The following is a 20,725-nucleotide window of genomic DNA, read 5'->3' as shown; positions in this document are numbered from 1 at the left end:
CCTATTCGGCGGCTTCCCGGGCGGCGTAGCCGAGGCGCCGGTTGAGTTCGGCGATCAGCGTGACGGCGGCCTCCGCGATGACGGTGCCGGGGGGGAAGATCGCCGAGGCGCCGGCCTGGCGCAGGGCCTCGAAGTCGCCCGGCGGGATCACGCCGCCGACCACGATCATCACGTCGGGCCGCCCGGCCTCGGTCAGCGCCTTCTTCAGTTCCGGCACCAGCGTCAGGTGGCCGGCCGCCAGCGAGGAGACGCCGACGATGTGCACGTCGTTCTCCACCGCCTGCCGCGCCGCCTCCTCGGGCGTGGCGAAGAGCGGCCCGATATCGACGTCGAAGCCCAGGTCGGCGAAGGCCGAGGCGATCACCTTCTGGCCGCGGTCGTGCCCGTCCTGGCCCATCTTGGCGACCAGGATGCGGGGCCTGCGGCCATCCGCCTCCTCGAACGCCTCGACGAGGCCCCGCACCCGCTCGACCGCCCCGGACATGCCGCCCATCTCCCGCTTGTAGACGCCCGAGATCGAGCGGATCTCGGCCTGGTGCCGGCCCCAGGCCCGCTCCAGCGCCGCCGAGATCTCGCCCACGGTCGCCTTGGCCCGTGCCGCCTCGACGGCGAGGGCAAGCAGGTTGCCGCTCCCGCCCGCCGCCTGCGTCAGCGCGTCGAGGGCGGCTGCGACCGCGCCCTCGTCCCGCTCGGCCCGCAGGCGCTTGAGCTTGTCGATCTGCATCGCCCGCACGTTGCCGTTGTCGACGCGAAGCAAGTCGATCGGCCGGTCGCCGTCCGGCTTGAACTTGTTGACGCCCACGATGGTCTGCTGGCCGGAATCGATCCGCGCCTGGGTGCGGGCCGCCGCCTCCTCGATGCGCAGCTTCGGGATGCCGGCCTCGATCGCCTTGGCCATGCCGCCCAGCGCCTCGACCTCCCGGATGTGCTCGAAGGCCCGCCCGGCGAGGTCGCGGGTCAGGCGCTCGACATAGTAGGAGCCACCCCAGGGGTCGATGATCCGGGTCGTGCCGCTCTCCTGCTGCAGGAAGAGCTGGGTGTTGCGGGCGATGCGGGCCGAGAAGTCGGTGGGCAGCGCCAGCGCCTCGTCGAGGGCGTTGGTGTGGAGCGACTGGGTGCCCCCCTGCGTCGCCGCCATCGCCTCGACGCAGGTGCGCGTCACGTTGTTGAACACGTCCTGCGCGGTGAGCGACCAGCCGCTCGTCTGCGAGTGGGTGCGCAGCGCCAGCGACTTCTCGGATTTCGGCGCGAACTCCTTCACGAGCTTGGCCCAGAGCAGGCGCGCGGCCCGCATCTTCGCCACCTCCATGAAGAAGTTCATGCCGATCGCCCAGAAGAAGGACAGGCGGGGCGCGAACTGGTCGATGGTGAGCCCGGCGGCGAGCCCGGCCCGGATGTACTCGACGCCGTCGGCGAGCGTGTAGGCGAGTTCGAGATCCTGGGTCGCCCCGGCCTCCTGCATGTGATAGCCGGAGATCGAGATCGAGTTGAACTTCGGCATGTGGGCCGAGGTGTAGCCGAAGATGTCCGAGATGATCCGCATCGACCCGGCGGGCGGGTAGATGTAGGTGTTGCGGACCATGAACTCCTTGAGGATGTCGTTCTGGATCGTGCCGGCGAGCTTTTCCGGCGGCACGCCCTGCTCCTCGGCCGCCACGATGTAGAGGGCCAGGATCGGCAGCACCGCGCCGTTCATGGTCATCGACACGGTCATCTGGTCGAGGGGAATCCCCGAGAACAGGGTGCGCATGTCGTAGATCGAGTCGATGGCCACGCCCGCCATGCCGACGTCGCCGGACACGCGGGGGTGATCGGAATCGTAGCCGCGGTGGGTGGCGAGATCGAAGGCGACCGAGAGGCCCTTCTGGCCGGCCGCGAGGTTGCGCCGGTAGAAGGCGTTGGAATCCTCCGCCGTGGAGAAGCCGGCATATTGCCGGATGGTCCAGGGCTGGGTGACGTACATGGTCGGGTAGGGGCCGCGCAGGAAGGGCGCGATGCCCGGATAGGTGTCGAGGAAATCGAGGCCCTCGCGGTCGGCCGGGCCGTAGGCCCCCTTCACCGGGATGCCCTCGGGCGTCATCCAGGCCTCGGCCGTGCCGGCCGCCGCCGGACCGGGCGACGCCGGCGCGAACGCGATGCCGGAGAAATCCGGAATCCGGCTGGCGTTGCGACGGGGCTCCGTGTCGGGGGTCATGGCCTGCGACTCTCGTTGGCGGCGTTCACCTCAGTATAGGCGCGGGCTCGGGCCTGCGCCATTGCACGGGCCCTGGCCATAAGGTGGCACGGGGCCGCGCGCGACGGTGCGGATCCGCGGGCATCTGCGCATCCGCCACGCATGGCCGGCCGGAGGCGGCGGCGCACATCCTGAGGGATGCCTTGCGAATCCTGCCCGCCGATGACCGATCTCACCTACCGCCCGTTCGGGGCGTTCCGGCTCCTGCTCGCGATCCTCGTGGTGCAGCAGCATTTCCTCGCCAACCTCGCCCCGGAGGGCCTGAGCGCGGCGGCGCAGCCCTATGAGGTGGGCAGCCTCGCGGTGCTCGCCTTCTTCGCCCTGTCGGGCTTCGTGATCTGCGAGGCGGCGGACCGGGTCTATGCCGGCCGGCCGGGCGCCTTCCTGGCCAACCGCCTGCTGCGGATCGTGCCGCTCTTCCTCGCCGCCGCCCTCGCGGCCGTCGCGGTCTGCGGGCTGTTCGCGGCGCTGGGCACCCTGCGCCTCGACCGGGCCGGGGAGAGCCTGCCCGAGAGCGCCTTCACGGTCTGGAACCTCGCGGCCAATCTGCTCGGCTTCGTGCCGTTCTCGAATCTCGCGATGACGTACAAGTTCGTGTCGATCGCCTGGGCGGTGCGGCTGGAGATGCTGTTCTACGCCGCTGTGGCCGGGGCGCTCGCCCTCGGCTGGCTCGGGAGCCGGCTCGGCCGCGAGCGCTGGACGCTCGCGCGCACGAGCTTTGCCGTCGCGCTCGCCACCGTGCCGCTGTTCGGACTCGCCATGCTGAAGCGGGCGCCCGAGACCTTCACCCTCGCCCCCTATTTCTGGTTCGGGGGCGCCCTCTACTTCGCCCTGCGCGGCCGCAGCCGCGGCGCGGCCGTGGCGGTCGCCCTGTCCCTGGCGGCGATCCTGTGGGAATTCGCGGCGCGGCCGCCCCGCCATCCCGACCTCGGTTTCGAGCGGGCGGTCGGCGTCGAGCTCGAACTGCTCCTCGGGATGCTGGCCGCGATCGCGATCCTGGCGCAGTGTCGCCTCGCCGGCTTCCGGCGGGCCGACCGGTCCCTCGGCGACCTGACCTACGCGCTCTACCTGTCGCACGTTGCCGTGATGGTTCTGGTGCTCTCGCTGACGCGCGGGTTCACGCTCACGGGCTACCTCGCCGGGCTCGCCCTGACCCTGCCGGTGGCGGTCGGGTTCTACGCCCTGATCGAGCCGGCGGTCGGCCGCGCGCGGGACGCGATCCGGGGCGGCCGCCTGCCGCGCCTGCCCGGCCGGGAGACCCGGAAGATCCTCCAGCCCTCCTGAGGCGCCGGCCCGCCGCGGCAGCGGATCGGCGCCTCCGACGTTGAAGGCTTGAGGCGGCTGCCCAGTTTCAGGCAGGCCTCTCACCCGTTCATGCCCGGAGTCTCGCGTCGTGTCCGATCGGTTCCTGCGGGGGGCGCTCGCCGTCGCCCTCGTGCTGCTCGCCCTCTTCGTGGCCCAACCCTACGTCACCGGTCTCCTCTATTCGGTGGAGCAGCCCCGGGCCATCACCCCGCGGGGCGATCTCGCGCCGGCCGAATCCTCGACCGTGGCCCTGTTCGAACGCGCCGCGCCCTCCGTGGTCTACGTCTTCGCGCGCCGCGCGCCGCGCGCCCAGGACCTGATGCGGGGCGATCCCTACGGCGGCCAGGGCGAGCAGGGCGGGGGCGACCAGACCGGCACCGGCTTCGTCTGGGACGCGGCCGGCCACATCGTGACGAACAACCACGTCATCCAGGGCGGCGGCGAGATCTCGGTGCGGCTGGCGGGCGGCGAGACGGTGCCGGCCACGGTGGTCGGGACCGCGCCGAACTACGACCTCGCGGTGCTCAAGCTCGGGCGGGTGAGCAAGATGCCGCCGCCGATCGCCATCGGCTCCTCGGCGGACCTGAAGGTCGGGCAATCCGTCTACGCCATCGGCAACCCGTTCGGCCTCGACCACACGCTCACGACCGGCGTCATCAGCGCGCTGCAGCGGCGGCTGCCCACCGCCGAGGGGCGGGAGCTGTCCGGCGTCATCCAGACCGACGCGGCGATCAACCCGGGCAATTCGGGCGGACCGCTGCTCGACTCCGCCGGCCGGGTGATCGGCGTCAACACGGCGATCTTCTCGCCTTCGGGCGCCAGCGCGGGGATCGGCTTCGCGGTGCCGATCGACGTGGTGAACCGGGTGGTGCCGGACCTGATCCGCACCGGCCGCACGCCGACGCCGGGCATCGGCATCGTGGCGGCGCAGGAGGAGGCCACCGCGCAGCTCGGCATCGACGGCGTCGTGGTGGTGCGGGTGCTGCGCGGCTCGCCGGCGGCGGCTGCCGGCCTGCGCGGCCTCGATCCGGCGACCGGCGAGATCGGCGACATCATCGTCGGGGCGAACGGCCGGCCGGTGCACCGGCTCGCCGACCTCACGGCGGTGATCCAGGCGGCCGGCGTCGGCCAGACCGTCGAACTCACCATCCTGCGCGACGGGCGCATGCGCACCCTCCAGGTCACGACCGCGGATGTGGGCCAGCAGCGGCAGTGAGGCGTCGTGGTGCTCGTCCCACCTCCTGGCGCCGGGCGGCGTCCGGGCGTATGCTCGGGTCCGAGAGACCCTTGCCATGACACGCCTGCTTCCGCTCGCAGCCCTTCTCGTCGCCGCGGCCCCCGCCGCGGCGGGCGAGCGCGTGCCGCGTCCCCGCCTCTGCCCGCAGGACGCGCCGCCCGGCGTGCGCCTGCCCGACCGCCCCGAATGCCGCGAGGCCGAGGCGCGGGGCGTGAGGGCGGCCGAGCGCCCGGCTCCCGGCTTCATCGATCTGGGCAGCGGCATGCAGGTGCGCATCGGCGGCCGGGCCGCTTTCGAGGCCGGCACCCGCTGAGCCGCCCGTGCGGTGCCGCACCGGGCGCACCCGTCGTGCCGGAACCTCCCTCTGCCCTCCGGCATTCGAGAGGAGGCGAGACGGGAGAACGCCATGATCCTTGCAGCCTGCGAAGGCCGACAATGGCAGTACGAGATCGCGGATCACGCGGAGGGCTACGTCGTCCTGATGCGGGATCTGGCCACCGGGGATATCGACGCGGACTTCGTCACGGTCTTCCGCACCATGCCGGTGGCGCTGGCCTTCGCGCAGATGTCGGCGGCCTTCGACCGGTTCGCGAGCGCCGAGGAGGACGATGAGGAAGCGGAGGCGGCCGATCTCGAACAACGCGAGCGCGCCTTCATCGATCTCAGCAACCGGCTGCACGACGGCGGCATCCTGGGCAGTGCGATCGAGGCCTGGGAGGTCCAGCGTGCGGGCGAGCCGCGCCGCGCGCTGCACTGAACCTCCCGGCAGGGAGCGAACTCCCTAGCAGGGGACCCTTCGACGGACGTGCGCCGCCCTGCCGGCGCGTCGTCCGCTGACAGTTACATCGCGAAACTCGCTTATCGCTTGCGGGCCTTGCGGGGCGGAGCAGCCCGTGCGGCCTCGGCCTCCTCGGCTTCCTTCATCAGGCGAAGCGCCTTCAGGCGGGCCATGTTCTCATCCCGATGTCGGTTGGCCTTGTCCAGGTCGGACCACGCATCGGCTGCGGCCGCAGCCTGCATTCGCGCACGCGCCGCCCGGGTTTCCGCCCGGTCGCGGGCCGCGCTGTCTACTCCGGTCATCCTCGGCCTTTCGACGGTCGGCTTCTCCGGACGTCCACGCTGTCGCGCCGTCCCGCCGCCGCCGTTGACCATATAGGGCGCAGGGGCGCCGCGGCCAGGCGGCGTCAGGCGCCGAGCGCCGCAAGGGCGGCCCGGGCGGCACGCTGGCCGTCGAGGGTCGCGCCGCCCACCGTCATGGCGCCGCCCCCCGCCGCCGCCTCGCCGGCGAAGAACAGGCGGCCGGCCACGGGCCGGTGCAGAGCCGCGCGGGCCGAAAGCCGGCCGGGCTTGGCGATCGAGTAGCTGCCGCGGGCGTAAGGATCGGTCCACCACGCGGCGAGGCGCCCGCCGCGCAGGGCGGCCCGGGCCTTCGCGCCGAAGATCGCCGCGACCTCGTCGGCGGCTGCCGCCACGGCGGCGTCTTCCCCCGCCTCGCACAGGGCCCGGGCGCCGTCGCCGCCCGCGTGCAGCACCGCGACGGGACGCCCGAAGGGCCGCATCTCGAGGTTGGCGGTGAGGCCGGGGCGCCCGGATCGCACGATGATCGCGTCGCGCAGGTCCGTGCCCGCGAGGCGGTCCGGATCGAGGGCGAGCCCCACCTTGGTGTAGGCGCCCATGCGCAGGCCCTCGATCGCCCCCGCGGTCTCGGCCGGAAGAGCGGGCGCGAAGCGCAGGCCCTCCGCCGCGAGCACGCCCACCGGCACCGTCACGATGGCGAGGGCGGCGCGCAGGGTGCCGCCCGGCGTGTCGAGGGCGACGCCCGGCCCGCTCCAGTCGATCCGGCTCACCGGCATCCCGGTGCGCACCGGCAGCCCGGCATAGTGGCGCGTCACCAGGGCGCCGTAGCCGTCCACCCAGATGTCGTCGCCCGACCAGAGCTGGTCGTAATCGGCCGCCGAGACCCGCTCCGGCTCCTCGCCGAGGGAGAGACGGGCGAGCCCCTGGGCTGCCGTCAGCATCGCCGGGTCGTCCGGGCCCGCCGCATCGCGGATCGAGCGGTCGGCCGCGGCGGGGTGGTCCAGGGCCGCGCTCAGGCGCGCAAAGCCGGTGCGGCGGCGCAGCCGGTCGGCATCGCTCGCGGGGGCGCCGTCGAGGAAGACCAGCGGCCAGGGGCCGGCCTCGTCGTCGGTGCGGCGCACGCCGTCCGCGAGCGCGATCGGCTTCCAGGGGTTGCGCTCGGCCCAGTGGATGTATTGCGGGCCGGCATCGAACGCCGCATCCGGCCCGAGCGCCGCGTCCGTGAAGGCCCGGCCGCCGATGCGGGGGCGGGCCTCCAGCACCACGACGCTGTGCCCGGTCCGGCGGATCGCCGCGGCCGCCGCGAGCCCGGCCGCGCCCGCGCCCACCACCGCCACCTCGACATCGGACGCCGCGCGGGCGCGGCCCGACAGGGTCAGCGCCGCGGCGCCGGTGAGAAGGGAGCGGCGGGTGAGAGGCATGCCGGAGCCTGCGATGCTTGCCTGAATCCGTGAACGACGACAGATCGGCGCAGGCCGCCGGGATTCAAGCGGGGCGTGCTGCCTCAGGGGGCTGCACGCGGGCCGTGAAGGCCATCCGGCCCTGATTGTGGCCGAGGTTGCGCGGCCGGCGCTCGGCCGTGAAGCCCGCCGCGCGCAGGAGCGCCAGCATGTCGGCCTGCGCATACTGGCTGAGCCCGAGGCGCTGGCGCAGCGCGCGATAATCGGAGAGGGCCGTGCGGGCGAGGCCGAGGAGCGCCGCGCCGAGGAAGCCGCCGGACCCGGCGAAGGCCAGGAGCGCGCGGGCATCCGCGACCGGCCCGAGATCGGGCGGGATCACGTCGGCGAGGATGAGGGTGCCGCCCGGCTTGAGCGTGCGCCGCCACAGGCGGAGGCTGGCCTCCAGTTCGGCGCGCGTGAGGTACTGCGCCACCGAATTCGCCACGATCAGGTCGAGGCTGGCCTCGGCCAGGCCCTCCAGCTCCTCCGGCGCCATCACGGCGATGCGCGGCTCGGCGGCGAAGCGGCGGGCCAGGGCCTCGCGCACCCGCGGGGCCGCGTCGCACAGGATCAGACGGCCGCAGGCCCGCGCGACCCTGTCGGCCGAGAGGGCCTCGCCGCAGCCATGATCGAGCACCTGCGCGTCCGGGTGCGGCACGAGGGCCGCGATCTCGCGGGCGAGACCGGCATAGTGCAGCGTGCGGTGCCGGTCGTTGGCGTAGATCGGGTTGTCGCGGTTCCAGAACTCGCGCCAGCTCGCGGTCATGCGCGGGGCTTAGGCGCCGAGCAGAAGGGCCGTCACCGCCCGGTCGATCGCCATGTAGAACACCGCGAAGGCGACCGCCGCGGCGAGCGCGAACTCGACGGCCTCGTTCGACAGCACCTGCGTGCGGCGCAGGGCCTCGCGGCCGAAATAGGCCGCGGCCCAGCCGAGCGTCAGCACCAGCGGCAGCGCGAACAGGAACGACCACGTGCTCTCGACCCGGCCGCTGGCGGGATCGAGGAGCGGGCGGATGTTGCGCACCCAGGGCGCGTGGCAGGCCGCGAACAGGGCCGTGCCCCAGGCCAGCATCGCGGCGACGCCGAGATGGAACGTGAACGCGCGGTGGAGGCGCGTGAAGGCGTCGGTCGCGATGGTCTGGCGGATGATCACTGGCAAGCCCCGAACGTCAGGCCCGCGACGATCGGCGTCGTCTTGGCGGGCGGAACCATTCCGACATCTCGGCCGGGAGTTCGGGTTTTTTATGACGCCGGACGCGCCCGGCAGGGAAGAGGCCGGCTGCGCACGATGGCGTGACGGGCCGGCGCGAGCGCAGGGGGGAGCCGCCTCCGCCGGCAGGCGCGGTCCCGCCTCCCGGCCCGGTTCTATGCGGTTGTGCCCTTCGTCTCCCGGATCAGCGAGACGAAGCGGTCGAACAGGTAGTGGCTGTCACGCGGGCCGGGCGAGGCCTCCGGGTGGTACTGCACCGAGAAGGCCGGGCGGTCCGTGAGGGCGAGGCCGCAATTCGAGCCGTCGAACAGCGAGACGTGGGTCTCCACCGCCGTCCCGGGCAGGCTGGCGGGATCGACCGCGAAGCCGTGATTCATCGAGACGATCTCGACCTTGCCGGTGGTCTTGTCCTTCACCGGGTGGTTCGCGCCGTGATGGCCCTGGCCCATCTTGACCGTGCGGCCGCCGAGGGCGAGGCCCATGAGCTGGTGCCCGAGGCAGATGCCGAAGGTCGGCACCTTGCGCTCCAGCAGGTTGCGGATCACCGGCACGGCGTACTCGCCGGTCGCGGCCGGATCGCCGGGGCCGTTCGACAGGAAGACGCCGTCCGGCCTGAGCGCCAGGATCTCCTCGGCGGTGGCGGTGGCCGGCACGACCGTGACGTCGCAGCCCGCCTGCGTCAGGAGCCGCAGGATGTTGCGCTTCACGCCGTAATCGATCGCGACGACCCGCAGGCCCTCGCCCGACGCCCGCGCGCCGTAGCCCTGGCCGAGCTGCCAGACCGTCTCGCCCCAGGCGGTGGTCTCGCGGCTCGTCACCGGCGGCACGAGGTCGAGCCCCTCCATGGTGGGCAGGTCGCGCGCCTTGGCCTTCAGGGCCTCGCGGTCGAAGCGGCCATCCGGGTCGTGCGCGATCATCGCGTTCGGCATGCCGCGGTCGCGGATCAGGGCGGTGAGCGCCCGCGTGTCGACGCCGGTGATGCCGATGATGCCGCGGGCGCCGAGCCATGCGTCGAGGTGGCTCGACGAACGCCAGTTCGACGGGTTCGTCACCGCCGCGGCGATCACCGCCCCGCGCACGCCCGAGGCCGGGGCCTGGGCGAGGCTCTCCAGATCCTCGTCGTTGGTGCCGACATTGCCGATGTGCGGGAACGTGAAGGTGACGATCTGGCCGGCATAGGAGGGGTCCGTCAGGATCTCCTGGTAGCCCGTCATCGCGGTGTTGAAGCAGACCTCGCCCGCGGCCTCGCCGGTGGCGCCGATGCCGAATCCTTCGAGGATGGTGCCGTCGGCGAGCACCAGGAGGGCGGTCGCGATCGGTTCGGCCCAGCCGTCGTGCGGCGCATGGGCGCCCGCGGCGTCGTCTTGCAGCATGATCTGGATCTCGCTTATGTCGCGGCGGACGAGACACGCCCGAGGGCGGTCCGCGCGGGTCCGGCACGGCGTCTTTAAGGGGCGCGGCGCGATCCGGTCAATGTGGGGGCGCGCGGCCCGCCTGCCAAGTTCCTCGGGCTCAACGGAGATTGCGACCATCATGCTGCGGGAACGCCTCACGGCCGAGATGAAGGAGGCCATGAAGGCCGGCGACAAGGCGAAGCTCGCCACCGTCCGGCTGATCCAGGCCGCTCTCAAGGACCGGGACATCGAGGCCCGCGGTCTCGGCAAGGAGCCGCTGGCCGAGGACGAGATCCTCGCGCTGCTCCAGAAGATGATCAAGCAGCGCAACGAATCGGCCGCGGTCTACGAGCAGGGCGGGCGCCCGGAGCTCGCGGCTGGCGAGCGCGCCGAGGTGGCGATCATCGAGACGTTCCTGCCGCGGCAGATGGACGAAGCCGAGACGCGCGCGGCGATCCAGGCGGCCATCGCCGAGACAGGCGCGGCCGGCCCCAAGGAGATGGGCAAGGTCATCGCCGCCCTGAAGAGCCAGTATGCCGGCCGGATGGACTTCGCGAAGGCGAGCGGCCTCGTGAAGGGGATGCTGGCGGGCGGCTGATCCGTCAGGCGCTGCGCAGGGCCGCGACCTCGGCCCGCGCCGGCCGCGCCGGCGCGATGTGGAAGGCGCGCGGCCGCACGAACAGGAACCGGGCCGGGGTGTGGCGCACCAGCCGCTCCAGGGCGAGCGGCACCAGGATCGCCGCCACCGTCACGACGAGCGAGGCGAGGCCGACATCGCTGATCGCGCCGGTCTTGACGAGGGCGATGCGGGTCGCGGCCATCGGCAGGAAGAACGCGAGGTAGACCACGATCGAGCGCTCGCCGACGTGCCGCAGGGCCGCCGTCACGGCGCCGCCGGCCCGGGTGAGCAGGGCGGCGGTCGCCACGATCGCGAGCGCCCCGGCCGTGCCGATCATGAGGCTCACGACGGGCAGGCTCGCCAGAGTCGGGTGCGCCGGCAGCCCGGTGGGGGTGAAGGCCAGCACCCCGTTGAGCAAGGCCCAGGCGGCGAGGCCGGCGAGCGCGAGGCCCGCCCGGGCGCGGGCCGCATCGGCCACCCGGAAGATGCGCTCGGCGAACAGGGCGCCGCCCAGGAAGTAGACGTAGCGGGCGCAGAACTCGTCGACGAGCAGGATGCCCGTCTCGACCGGCAGGATCTCGATCAGCGCCGCGGCGCCGAGGAGCAGCGGCCAGGGCACCCGGCGCGTGAGCTTGGTGACGACCGAGAACACCGCCAGCAGGTAGATGAACCACAGCGTCGAGTAGGGCTCGACGAGCGCCTGCGCGAGATGGGCCGCGAAGGCGCCGGGTCCCGCCCCGTCGGTGATCGGCCCGTACTTCACCGCCGATTGGATCAGCGTCCAGAGCAGGTAGAAGTAGGCGAAGTGCACCACCCGCCGGTCGCCGAACAGGCGCCAGTCCCGGTCGAGCACGCGCCCGACGAACAGGCCCGAGAGCAGGAAGAAGTCCGGGATGCGGAACGGCTTGGCGAAGGCCACGACCGTGTGCAGGAAGCCCTCGCCGCCCATCGCTTCCCCGACCCCGAGGGTCGAGTGCATCATCACCACGAGGATGATGCAGATCCCCTTGGCGACATCGACCCAGGCGAGGCGGCCGGGTGTTGGCGGGGTGGCGTGGGGCATGGCGGACTCGTGCGACAAGCGGTTGCCGCCGGTGTAGCCCGCCACTCGTAAAGGTCCGGTCCCGCGGGAGCGCGCAAATCCGCTGCTTCGGCGTAACCCTTCCTTCAGCGTGCCTGCCGTCGCGCCTCGCGGCGATCGCGGGTGAGGCGCGTGGCGGCGTGGAAGTCGTCCGGCTTGGTGCGGACCCAGGCGAGGAAGCGGGCGATCTCGGGATCCTCGCGCAGGCGCGCGACGTCGGCGAGGCGCCGGGCGATCTCCGCCTCGCTGTAGCGGGCATGGATCGCCGAATGGCAGATCTGGTGCAGCCGCACGGTCTCGCCGTGGGTGCCGCCCTTGAGCTTCGGCGTGAGGTGGTGACGGCTCTGGCGGGCGCCCGGCGGGATCCGCCGCTCGCAGAGCGGGCAGATCACCGGGGCGGCGTGCGCCGGGCCGTGGGTCGTCGGATCGTCATCGCGCCAGCGCCGGCTTCGCCGCCCCAATACCTTGCCTCCCCCACTGCAAGCCGGACGCCCCGGCCCCCGCCATGTGGGAGGCCCGTCCGCCCGCGGCGAGGGGAGGGCGGGTCCCGTCCGGTTCGCCGGCAATTGACAAAGGGATCCGGGCCGCCGACAGTCCGGGCGTTCCGAGGGGGGCCCCGGCAGAGGGGGCTGAGAGTGGGGGTCTGACCCCCTGACCCTTGAACCTGATCCGGGTCATACCGGCGGAGGGACGGGAACCACCACGCGCCATTGCCCCCGAACACCGCGGTCCATGTCCGGGTCTCCTCCAGCCGGGAGAGATCCATGAACGCCCCCGTCATTCCTCCGAAGGGCCCGCCGCAGGGGCAGCCCGAGAGCGTCACCACCGGCCCCATCGCCGGGTCCGTGAAGGCCTATGCCAGCCCGAAGGACCGCCCCGACATCCGGGTGCCGTTCCGCGAGATCGCCCTGAGCGACCCGGCCGAGGCGCCGGTGCGGGTCTACGATCCTTCCGGCCCCTACACGGAGACGGAGGCCCGCGTCGACCTCGCGGGCGGGCTGCCGCAGCTGCGCGCGCCCTGGATCGCGGCCCGCGGCTACGCCACCGTGACGCCGCGCGCCGTCAAGCCGGAGGACAACGGCTTCGTGCCCGAGGACCGCCTCGTGGCGCCCTGCCCGGCCGAGCGCACCATCCGGCGCGCCCATCCCGGCCAGATGACGACCCAGTACGAGTTCGCCAAGGCCGGGATCATCACCGAGGAGATGATCTACGTCGCCCACCGCGAGAACCTGGGCCGGCAGGCGATGCTGGAACAGGCGGAGGCGAAGATCGCCGACGGGGAGAGCTTCGGCGCCGCGGTCCCCCCCTTCATCACGCCCGAGTTCGTGCGCGACGAGGTGGCGCGCGGGCGGGCCATCATCCCGGCCAACATCAACCACACCGAACTCGAGCCGATGGCGATCGGCCGCAACTTCCTGGTCAAGATCAACGCCAATATCGGCAACTCGGCCGTGACCTCCTCGGCGGCCGAGGAGGTCGAGAAGATGGTCTGGGCGATCCGCTGGGGCGCCGACACCGTCATGGACCTCTCGACGGGGCGCAACATCCACAACATCCGCGGCTGGATCCTGCGCAACGCCCCGGTGCCGATCGGGACCGTGCCGATCTACCAGGCGCTGGAGAAGGTGGGCGGCGATCCGCTCAAGCTCGACTGGGAGGTGTTCAAGGACACGCTGATCGAGCAGGCCGAGCAGGGCGTCGACTACTTCACGATCCATGCGGGCGTGCGCCTCGCGCACGTGCCGCTCACCGCGCGCCGCGTCACCGGCATCGTCTCGCGCGGGGGCTCGATCATGGCGCGCTGGTGTCTCGCCGGGCACCGGGAATCGTTCCTCTACGAGCGGTTCGACGAGATCTGCGACATCATGCGGGCCTACGACGTCTCGTTCTCGCTTGGCGACGGGCTGCGTCCCGGCTCGATCGCGGACGCCAACGACGCGGCGCAGTTCGCGGAGCTGGAGACGCTGGGCGAGCTCACCAAGGTCGCCTGGGACAAGGGCTGTCAGGTGATGATCGAGGGCCCCGGCCACGTGCCGATGCACAAGATCAAGGTGAACATGGAGAAGCAGCTTCGCGAATGCGGCGAGGCGCCCTTCTACACGCTTGGCCCGCTGACCACCGACGTGGCGCCCGGCTACGACCACATCACGTCGGGCATCGGCGCGGCGATGATCGGCTGGTTCGGCACCGCGATGCTCTGCTACGTGACGCCGAAGGAGCATCTCGGCCTGCCCAACCGCGACGACGTCAAGACCGGCGTGATCACCTACAAGATCGCCGCCCACGCCGCCGACCTCGCCAAGGGCCATCCGGCCGCGCAGATCCGGGACGACGCGCTGTCGCGTGCGCGCTTCGACTTCCGCTGGGAAGACCAGTTCAACCTCTCGCTCGACCCCGACACGGCGCGCGCCTACCACGACGAGACCCTGCCGAAGGACGCCCACAAGGTCGCGCATTTCTGCTCGATGTGCGGGCCGAAATTCTGCTCGATGAAGATCACGCAGGATCTGCGGGCCGACGTGCTGGCGATGGAGGCGGCCGGCACCGTCCTGGGCGCGGCCCCGCCGATGAGCGAGGCGGACCGCGAAGCCGGCATGGCGGCGAAATCGGCGGAGTTCCTGGCCGAGGGCGGCAAGCTCTACGTCGACGCCGCGGAGTAGCGACCGCGCCCGGGCGCCGCGGCATCGCCCCGCGGCGCCCGGATTGGGTGGCACAGCCGGCATCCGTTACCATCGGCACGGCAGCCCGTTATCGGCGAGCGCCTAACCTGCGGACCCGGCATGACGGGAGAGCGCCGGCAGGGCCCTGCCGGCCGGAATCAGGCTGGCGCCGCAAGGGCATGGCGATGCCGGCGGGGCCCGCCGCGCGGCCGGGCCGGCACGGCGCAGGGGTGTTTTTATCCGAACGCTTCACGCTTCCTTCACACAGCCTTCGGACCGCCGGGCGGCATTAAGCGTCCGGTAGGCACGCGGAGGCACTGATCGGGTCCATCGTGATCACCACGGGGAGTCCCGATGATCGACATCCGACCCCTCGCGGCGCCGCCCGGACCGGCGCCGATCGAGCCCGAGCCCCCGCCGCCCGCCCCGCGCAGCGAGCCCGCGCGCGACTCCGCACCCCTCGACACGGCCGTCACCCTCGATCTCAGTCCGGAGGCCAAGCGCACGATCGCGGAGGGCCGGCCCCCCGCGGAGCCCGACGCGTCCCAGGTCCGGATCCGTCGCGACCCCGACACGCGGCTGATGGTCTTCCAGGTGCTCGACCCGGCCTCCGGCTCGATCATCGACCAGCTGCCGACCGAGCAGGCCCTGCGCGCCAAGACCTACGCGCGCGACGTGCAGGCCACTCAGTCCACCACGATCGGCACCACGGTGGCGCGCACCGCCTGAGAGCCGGCGGGCATGAAAAAACCCCTCGTCCGGGCGGGCGAGGGGTTTGGCGGCGTGCCGCGGGTTCGGCGGCGCGCGGCTGGGCGGCCGTCAGCGGAACAAGGTGGCCATCCCGCCCTGCGAGCGTCCGAGGCCCTGGCGCGCGACGGCGTTGCCGGGGTCGATGGCGGTGGCACGCTGGTAGCTCTCGGTCGCCTCCTGGCGGCGGTTCGAGCGCTCGTAGGCGAGGCCGCGATAGGCCCAGGAATCCGCGTCCTTGTTGTTGACGTTGAGCGCCGCGTTGTAGTCCTCGATGGCCTTGTCGTACTGGTTCGTGGCGATCAGACTCTGGCCGCGGGCGGCGTAGGGCGCGGCCACGAAGGGGTTGCGGTCGATGGCGGCGTCGAAGTCGCCGATCGCCGCGCGGTGCTGCCCCTGCGCCTGCCGCACGAGGCCGCGGGCGTGGTAGGCCTCGGCCGATTCCGGCGTCAGGCGGATCGCCTGGCTGAGGTCCGAGTAGGCGGCCTCGTAGTTGCCCATCGCCCGCTGCACGTTCGCCCGCCCGATATAGGCGGCGCTGTAGTTCGGGTCGGCGCTGATCGCCCGGCTGAAATCCTGCAGCGCCGCGTCGTTGCGGCCGGTCTGGCGCTGCGCGAGCGCCCGGTTGCTGTAGGCGGAGGCCGAGTTCGGGTCGAGCTGCACCGCCTTGGTGAAGTCGGTGATGGCCTCGCCGTAATTCCCGGCCCGCGCATAGGCGGCGCCCCGGGTGTTGTAGGCGGCGGCGTCGTTCGGGTTGCGCTGGATCACCTCGGAGAGCGAGGCGATGTTCACGTCGGTGGCGCCGGTCTTGTCCGCGTCGAGCACGGCGAACTGGCGCGTCGCGGTGGCGCGGCTGACGGTGTCGCAGCCCGCGAGCGCCAGCGCGCCGAGCGCCGCCGCCCCGACCATCACGGACGCCCGCCTTCCCCGGCGCAGCACGATCGCTCTCTTCATCGCCCCTTCCCCCAACGGCGGCAGCGCCGCACGTCCGTCCGTCATTCGTGCAACGGGTTGCACCCGGACCGCCCGCGGGCTCCCGGCTCGCGGAGCACGGTCCCGGATCGCGGTGAACGACGGCTTAAGATGCCTGTGGATTCCGGTTCACCCGGCGATGTGGCGAAGGTGTGGCTGCACGCAGCGCCCGGCGGCCCGCCCGGTCCTTGGGCGCACCACCTGTGGCGGCGGGGCCTCACCCGGGGGCCTGTCCGGGCAGGAGGCGGGTCACGTGCCCCATCTTGCGGCCGGGGCGCGCCTTGCCCTTTCCGTAGAGGTGGAGGTGGCTGCCGGGTTCGGCGAGATAGTCCGGCCAGCGCAGGGCGGCCTCGCCCACGAGGTTCAGCATCTCGACCTGCGCGCCGCCGACGCGGCCGGTGGCGCCGAGCGGCCAGCCGCAGATCGCCCGCACGTGCTGGGCGAATTGCGAGGTGAGCGCGCCCTCGATGGTCCAGTGCCCGGAATTGTGGACGCGCGGCGCGATCTCGTTGACCACGACGCCCGCCCGCCCGTCTGGCCCGCGCACCAGGAACATCTCGACCGCGAGCACCCCGACGTAGTCGAGCGCCTCGGCGATCCGGCGCGCCACCGCCATCGCCTCCGCGGCGGTCTCCGGTTCCATGCCGGGCGCCGGCACCAGGGTGCGGGCCAGGATGTGGTCGCGATGCTCGTTGCCGCAGGGCTCGAAGGCCGCGAACGCGCCCGACGCGGTGCGCGCGGCCACCACCGACACCTCGCTCTCGAAGGGCACGAAGCCTTCGAGGATGCAGGGCTGACCGCCGAGGGCGGCCATCACGGCGGCGGGGTCGACGGGATCGCCCGGCCGCAGCATGCGCTGGCCCTTGCCGTCGTAGCCGAAGCGCCGGGTCTTGAGCACCGCCGGCAGGCCGAGATCGGCCAGGGCGGCGGCCAGGCCCTCCGCGTCGTCCACCGCCCGGAACGGCGCCGTGGCGATGCCGAGCCCGGCCACGAAGCTCTTCTCGGTCAGCCGGTCCTGCGTGGTGGCGAGCGCATCCGCGCTCGGGTGCAGCGGGCGGATGCCGGCGAGGATCTCGGCGGTGCGGCGCGGGATGTTCTCGAACTCGTACGTGACCACGTCGACGCCGGCCGCGAAGGCGGCGAGCGCCACCTCGTCGTCGTAGGCTGCCACCGTGGCGGTGCCCGCCACGTCGAAGGCCGGGCTGTCCGGATCCGGGGCGTAGACGTGCACCTTGAGGCCGTACTGCGCCGCGGCGACGGCGATCATGCGGCCGAGCTGGCCGCCGCCGAGGATGCCGATCGTCGCGCCGGGTTTGAGAGGGGAGGGGGCCATCACGCGGTCCGCTCGGGCTGGTCGGCCACCGCCTCGGTCTGGCGGGTGCGCCACGCGTCGAGCCGCCCGGCGAGGCCGGGATCGTGCAGCGCCAGCACCGCGGCGGCGAGCAGCGCGGCGTTGACCGCACCGGCCCGGCCGATCGCCAGGGTGCCGACCGGGATGCCGGCCGGCATCTGCACGATCGACAGCAGGCTGTCCTGCCCGGAGAGCGCCTTGGACTCGACCGGCACGCCGAAGACCGGCAGCGGCGTCAGCGCGGCCACCATCCCGGGCAGGTGCGCGGCCCCGCCGGCGCCCGCGATCACCACCCGGAACCCGGCCTCCCGCGCCCCCTTGGCGAAGGCGAAGAGCCGGTCCGGCGTGCGGTGGGCCGAGACGATGCGGGCGTCGTACGGGATGGCGAGCGCGTCGAGGGTCTCGGCCGCGTGGCGCATCGTGGCCCAGTCCGACTGGCTGCCCATGATGACCGCGACCGGGGGCGATGCCGTCAGGGTCGAGCCTTCAGCCATGGTCGAGCCTTCAGCGTTGAGAGGTTGCACGCCGGGCCGCCGGCCCGTCCGCCCGCACTACCCGCGCGGCCCCGCGCCCGCAACCGCCCGATAGTCGCCCTCAGGCGATGATGTCGGGCGTGAGCTGGTCTTCCAGGAAAGTGATCCGGTCGCGCAGGGCGAGCTTGCGCTTCTTGAGGCGCTGGATCTGCAGCCGGTCGCCGCCCGTGAGGTGCATCAGCGCCTCGATCGCGTCGTCGAGGTCGCGGTGCTCCTCCCGCAGCCGCGCCAGCTCGGCCTCGTACTCGGCCGCCGATTCAGCACTCAACTCGAACGCCATCATCGCCCTTTCCGACGCGTGTCCGGAGCATGCGCCAGCCGCCCGATTCCAGCAAGCGCGAAGCTTGAGCGGATGGTTCGGCGACCGCGACGTTCCTGCACCGCAGCAACGAATGCCTTCGACAGGCGCCACGGTCTGTGGCAGGCTACGCAAGTCGCAACCAAGACAGGAGGACTCGGCTGATGTCGCTGCAAACGCATCTGTCCGAACTCGAGCGTAAGCACGAGGCGCTCGAGCGCGAAATCCAGGACGCGATCTCCCACCCTTCGACCGACGACCTGCGCATCGTCGAACTCAAGCGGCGCAAGCTTCACCTCAAGGACGAAATCAACCGCCTCCGCACCAGCTCCACGCGCGTGGTGCATTAGGGCACCTGCCGGGTGGCGGGACGCGCCGAGAGCGGCGCGACGCTGCGGTCGGCCGCCCCCACACGCCCGGCCACCGGACGTTCCGGATCGCGCGCGGCGTCTTCCGGCCCCTCGGTCCGGTTCATCCGTTTCCAGAGTCTTGACATGTCATGGCGCAGCGCCGTCCGGTACAGGGCGGCTGTGCGGCGCATGATTTCCGTGTTGATTTACCGCTCCTCTGCGTCACGCACGTGACGGTGGCGGGCCGCAGCGGCGGACCCGCGCGCCCCAAGCCGGGGCCGAGGGCGTGTCCGGAGACGATCCGGACACGCCGCAGGCCTCGTCGCGCATCCCACGCCGAAGAGGGCCCCGGCCCGGCGGCGAGCAGGAGGCCAGACCAGGAGCCTCGGCCGGCGGGCTTCGGGCCCACCGGCCGAGGCCGATCACGCAGGTCTGGTCACGTGACCGACGCGGTCTCACCGCTCGCGCGGGACGGGGCGCGGCTGCGTGCGGCCACGAGCAGCGAGCGCAGCAGGTCGACCGTGGCCTGCGCGCCGGCGGCATCGGCCGCGAGGTCCCGCATCGCATCCCGGGAGGGCAGCAGCGCCTCGACGTCGCGGTCGAGGATGACCGCCCCCATCGACCATTCGGCGAACAGCCGCTGCTCGATCGGCACGAGCTCGACCAGTTCGACCCGGCGGTGTCGCAGGTCGCAGCAGATCCGCTCGAAGGTGGGCTCGATCGCGTCGAGCGGGCCCTCCAGCACCTGAAGGAAGACGCCATGCGCCTGCAGCAGGGCGCCGGTCAGCCCGTCGGCGGCGTTGCGCCCCTGCGAGATCGCGACGATCTCACCGAGCTGCTGGCGGATCGTCGCCTCGCTGCCGACCATCGCGACGTCGCTGCGGTAGAGGAGGCGGTGGAGCGTCATGGCGGCTCAGTCCTCAGGGTATCGTCCGACGATGCGGATGCCGGTCGTCTCGGAGAAGGGTGCACGGACGGGAGCTTGGCGCAGGACCCGTGCGGCCTTGAACGAGGGGCCGCGCCGAGCATGATGCGCCGAATATTAACGGTCGTTGAGGACGGCCGTTGGTTCCGGGCTTGCCCGGGATCGAGATCGATGCGTCCGCATCCTGGGCCGATCATAGAAGTGGTCACCGGTTCGGCGGCGACGATGATGCACCGTCGAAGCCTTGGCGGAATGGGCCCGCGCCATTCCGCTCAGGCCGTGGCGGCCAGGGGGCGGGGATCGCGGAACAGGACGGCGATACGGGCCGCCGGCACCGGTCGGCTGACCAGGTAGCCCTGAATCTGATCGCAGCCCTCCTCCGCGATGAAGCGGGCTTGCCGATCGGTCTCGACGCCCTCGGCCGTCGTCTTGATGCCGAGACTCGCCCCGAGCGTCGCGATGGCCCGCACGATCGCGACGCTGTCGCGGTCGTGCGGGACCCGGCGCACGAAGGACTGATCGATCTTGATCTTGTCGAAGGGGAAGCGGTGCAGGGTGCTGAGGCTCGAATAGCCGGTGCCGAAATCGTCCATCGAGATGCGGATGCCGTCCGCCCGCAGCTCGCCGAGGACCGCGAAGGTGCGCTCCTCGTCCTGCATCAGCGTGCCCTCGGTGATCTCGATCTCCAGGCGCGAGCCCGGCAGCCCCGCCTCGGCCAGGATGCTCCGGATCATCGCGACGAGCCGGACATCGCGGAACTGCACGGGCGAGAGGTTGACCGCCACCGTGAGGTGGTCCGGCCAGGACCGCGCCTCGGCGCAGGCCGTGCGCAGCACCCATTCGCCGATCGCGTTGATGAGGCCCGTCTCCTCGGCGAGCGGGATGAACTGCGCCGGCGAGACGAGGCCGTGCGCGGGGTGATGCCAGCGGATCAGGGCTTCGGCCCCGTCGTAGCGTCCGCTCCGCGCATCGACCTGCGGCTGGTAGTGGAGTTCGAATTCCTGCCGGGCGATGGCGCGCCGCAGGTCGAGTTCGAGGGTGCGGCGAGCCTGCATGCGGGCGTTCATGCCGTCCTCGAACATCCGGTAGCCGCCGCGACCGTCCTCCTTGGCCCCGTAGAGCGCGAGGTCGGCATTGCGCATGAGCTGCTCCGGGTTCGCCCCGTCGGTCGGCGCCAGGGCGATGCCGATGCTGGTGCCGACGTTGAGGATGTGCCCGTCGATCAGGAACGGCCGGGTGAGGATGTCGATCACCCGCTCGGCGATCCAGCCGGTCGCCGAGCGGGTGATCGACA

General features: G+C 72.4%; 22 protein-coding genes and 1 riboswitch. Of the genes, 8 read left to right on the top strand and 14 right to left on the bottom strand.

Going from position 1 to position 20,725, the window contains the following annotated elements; translation table 11 throughout:
* Nucleotide 1: 1 nt before the first annotated feature.
* Complete coding sequence (gene scpA / locus MFF61_RS12665) at nt 2–2,194, bottom strand: methylmalonyl-CoA mutase (protein ID WP_238235489.1); 2,193 nt, start codon at nt 2,192–2,194, stop codon at nt 2–4.
* Between the two features lie 201 nt (nt 2,195–2,395).
* Between scpA and MFF61_RS12660 the strand changes: the two genes are divergently transcribed.
* The 4 genes from MFF61_RS12660 to MFF61_RS12645 all read left to right on the top strand — a co-directional run bounded on the left by MFF61_RS12660 (nt 2,396) and on the right by MFF61_RS12645 (nt 5,532).
* Nucleotides 2,396–3,517 carry an acyltransferase family protein gene (locus MFF61_RS12660; RefSeq protein ID WP_238235488.1) on the top strand — a complete coding sequence of 374 codons (1,122 nt, stop codon included), beginning with the start codon at nt 2,396–2,398 and terminating at the stop codon, nt 3,515–3,517.
* Nucleotides 3,518–3,626: 109 nt separating this feature from the next.
* A complete protein-coding gene (locus tag MFF61_RS12655) occupies nt 3,627–4,754 on the top strand; it encodes a S1C family serine protease (RefSeq protein ID WP_238235487.1) in 1,128 nt (375 codons plus the stop codon).
* Nucleotides 4,755–4,830: 76 nt separating this feature from the next.
* Entirely contained in the window at nt 4,831–5,088 is a 258-nt protein-coding gene (locus MFF61_RS12650) for a hypothetical protein (RefSeq protein WP_238235486.1), read from the top strand.
* Nucleotides 5,089–5,181: 93 nt separating this feature from the next.
* Nucleotides 5,182–5,532 carry a hypothetical protein gene (locus MFF61_RS12645; protein ID WP_238235485.1) on the top strand — a complete coding sequence of 117 codons (351 nt, stop codon included), beginning with the start codon at nt 5,182–5,184 and terminating at the stop codon, nt 5,530–5,532.
* Between the two features lie 101 nt (nt 5,533–5,633).
* Here the strand turns inward: MFF61_RS12645 and MFF61_RS12640 are convergent, their stop codons facing one another.
* From MFF61_RS12640 to carA, 5 genes are all read right to left on the bottom strand, one after another.
* The gene (locus tag MFF61_RS12640; RefSeq protein ID WP_238235484.1) at nt 5,634–5,855 is read right to left on the bottom strand and encodes a hypothetical protein; all 222 of its coding nucleotides are present in this window, start codon (nt 5,853–5,855) and stop codon (nt 5,634–5,636) included.
* A gap of 104 nt (nt 5,856–5,959) precedes the next feature.
* The gene (locus tag MFF61_RS12635; protein WP_238235483.1) at nt 5,960–7,273 is read right to left on the bottom strand and encodes a flavin monoamine oxidase family protein; all 1,314 of its coding nucleotides are present in this window, start codon (nt 7,271–7,273) and stop codon (nt 5,960–5,962) included.
* Nucleotides 7,274–7,337: 64 nt separating this feature from the next.
* Entirely contained in the window at nt 7,338–8,057 is a 720-nt protein-coding gene (locus tag MFF61_RS12630) for a class I SAM-dependent methyltransferase (RefSeq protein ID WP_238235482.1), read from the bottom strand.
* A gap of 9 nt (nt 8,058–8,066) precedes the next feature.
* Entirely contained in the window at nt 8,067–8,444 is a 378-nt protein-coding gene (locus MFF61_RS12625; protein ID WP_238235520.1) for a hypothetical protein, read from the bottom strand.
* Between the two features lie 212 nt (nt 8,445–8,656).
* Nucleotides 8,657–9,874 (bottom strand): glutamine-hydrolyzing carbamoyl-phosphate synthase small subunit, encoded by a 1,218-nt coding sequence (gene carA / locus MFF61_RS12620; RefSeq protein ID WP_238235481.1) that lies wholly within the window; start codon nt 9,872–9,874, stop codon nt 8,657–8,659.
* Between the two features lie 160 nt (nt 9,875–10,034).
* Here carA and MFF61_RS12615 point away from each other — a divergent pair, with 160 nt between their 5' ends.
* Nucleotides 10,035–10,493, top strand: a complete 459-nt coding sequence (locus MFF61_RS12615) for a GatB/YqeY domain-containing protein (RefSeq protein ID WP_238235480.1) — start codon at nt 10,035–10,037, stop codon at nt 10,491–10,493.
* A gap of 4 nt (nt 10,494–10,497) precedes the next feature.
* Here MFF61_RS12615 and MFF61_RS12610 read toward each other — a convergent pair whose 3' ends face one another.
* Complete coding sequence (locus MFF61_RS12610) at nt 10,498–11,577, bottom strand: acyltransferase family protein (RefSeq protein WP_238235479.1); 1,080 nt, start codon at nt 11,575–11,577, stop codon at nt 10,498–10,500.
* 104 nt (nt 11,578–11,681) lie between these two features.
* Nucleotides 11,682–12,056, bottom strand: a complete 375-nt coding sequence (locus tag MFF61_RS12605; protein WP_238235478.1) for a restriction endonuclease — start codon at nt 12,054–12,056, stop codon at nt 11,682–11,684.
* 136 nt (nt 12,057–12,192) lie between these two features.
* Nucleotides 12,193–12,303, top strand: a riboswitch (TPP riboswitch).
* Between the two features lie 56 nt (nt 12,304–12,359).
* Between MFF61_RS12605 and thiC the strand changes: the two genes are divergently transcribed.
* On the top strand, nt 12,360–14,255 hold the full coding sequence (gene thiC, locus MFF61_RS12600) for a phosphomethylpyrimidine synthase ThiC (protein ID WP_238235477.1): 1,896 nt from the start codon (nt 12,360–12,362) through the stop codon (nt 14,253–14,255).
* Nucleotides 14,256–14,609: 354 nt separating this feature from the next.
* Entirely contained in the window at nt 14,610–14,984 is a 375-nt protein-coding gene (locus MFF61_RS12595; protein ID WP_238235476.1) for a hypothetical protein, read from the top strand.
* Nucleotides 14,985–15,074: 90 nt separating this feature from the next.
* Here MFF61_RS12595 and MFF61_RS12590 read toward each other — a convergent pair whose 3' ends face one another.
* The 4 genes from MFF61_RS12590 to MFF61_RS12575 form a co-directional block, all read right to left on the bottom strand.
* Nucleotides 15,075–15,956 carry a tetratricopeptide repeat protein gene (locus MFF61_RS12590; protein WP_238235475.1) on the bottom strand — a complete coding sequence of 294 codons (882 nt, stop codon included), beginning with the start codon at nt 15,954–15,956 and terminating at the stop codon, nt 15,075–15,077.
* A 235-nt stretch (nt 15,957–16,191) separates the two neighbouring features.
* Entirely contained in the window at nt 16,192–17,307 is a 1,116-nt protein-coding gene (locus tag MFF61_RS12585; RefSeq protein ID WP_238235474.1) for a 5-(carboxyamino)imidazole ribonucleotide synthase, read from the bottom strand.
* Nucleotides 17,307–17,819, bottom strand: coding sequence for a 5-(carboxyamino)imidazole ribonucleotide mutase (purE, locus tag MFF61_RS12580; protein WP_238235473.1), 513 nt, complete (start codon nt 17,817–17,819; stop codon nt 17,307–17,309). Before purE ends, MFF61_RS12585 begins: the two co-directional genes overlap by 1 nt.
* 100 nt (nt 17,820–17,919) lie before the next feature.
* Nucleotides 17,920–18,138 (bottom strand): YdcH family protein, encoded by a 219-nt coding sequence (locus MFF61_RS12575; protein WP_373324686.1) that lies wholly within the window; start codon nt 18,136–18,138, stop codon nt 17,920–17,922.
* 182 nt (nt 18,139–18,320) lie between these two features.
* Here MFF61_RS12575 and MFF61_RS12570 point away from each other — a divergent pair, with 182 nt between their 5' ends.
* Nucleotides 18,321–18,506, top strand: coding sequence for a YdcH family protein (locus MFF61_RS12570; RefSeq protein WP_238235471.1), 186 nt, complete (start codon nt 18,321–18,323; stop codon nt 18,504–18,506).
* Nucleotides 18,507–18,942: 436 nt separating this feature from the next.
* On the opposite strand, the gene MFF61_RS12565 is transcribed toward MFF61_RS12570, so the two are convergent.
* Nucleotides 18,943–19,413 carry a BLUF domain-containing protein gene (locus tag MFF61_RS12565; protein WP_238235470.1) on the bottom strand — a complete coding sequence of 157 codons (471 nt, stop codon included), beginning with the start codon at nt 19,411–19,413 and terminating at the stop codon, nt 18,943–18,945.
* Between the two features lie 290 nt (nt 19,414–19,703).
* A partial coding sequence (locus MFF61_RS12560) for a putative bifunctional diguanylate cyclase/phosphodiesterase (protein WP_238235469.1) occupies nt 19,704–20,725 on the bottom strand: 1,022 nt, incomplete at its 5' end.

This window comes from Methylobacterium isbiliense, from assembly GCF_022179325.1.
GTDB classification, from domain to species: domain Bacteria; phylum Pseudomonadota; class Alphaproteobacteria; order Rhizobiales; family Beijerinckiaceae; genus Methylobacterium; species Methylobacterium isbiliense.
The sequence above is the reverse complement of the archived record's forward strand: the minus strand, read 5'-3'. Positions and strand labels throughout refer to the sequence as shown.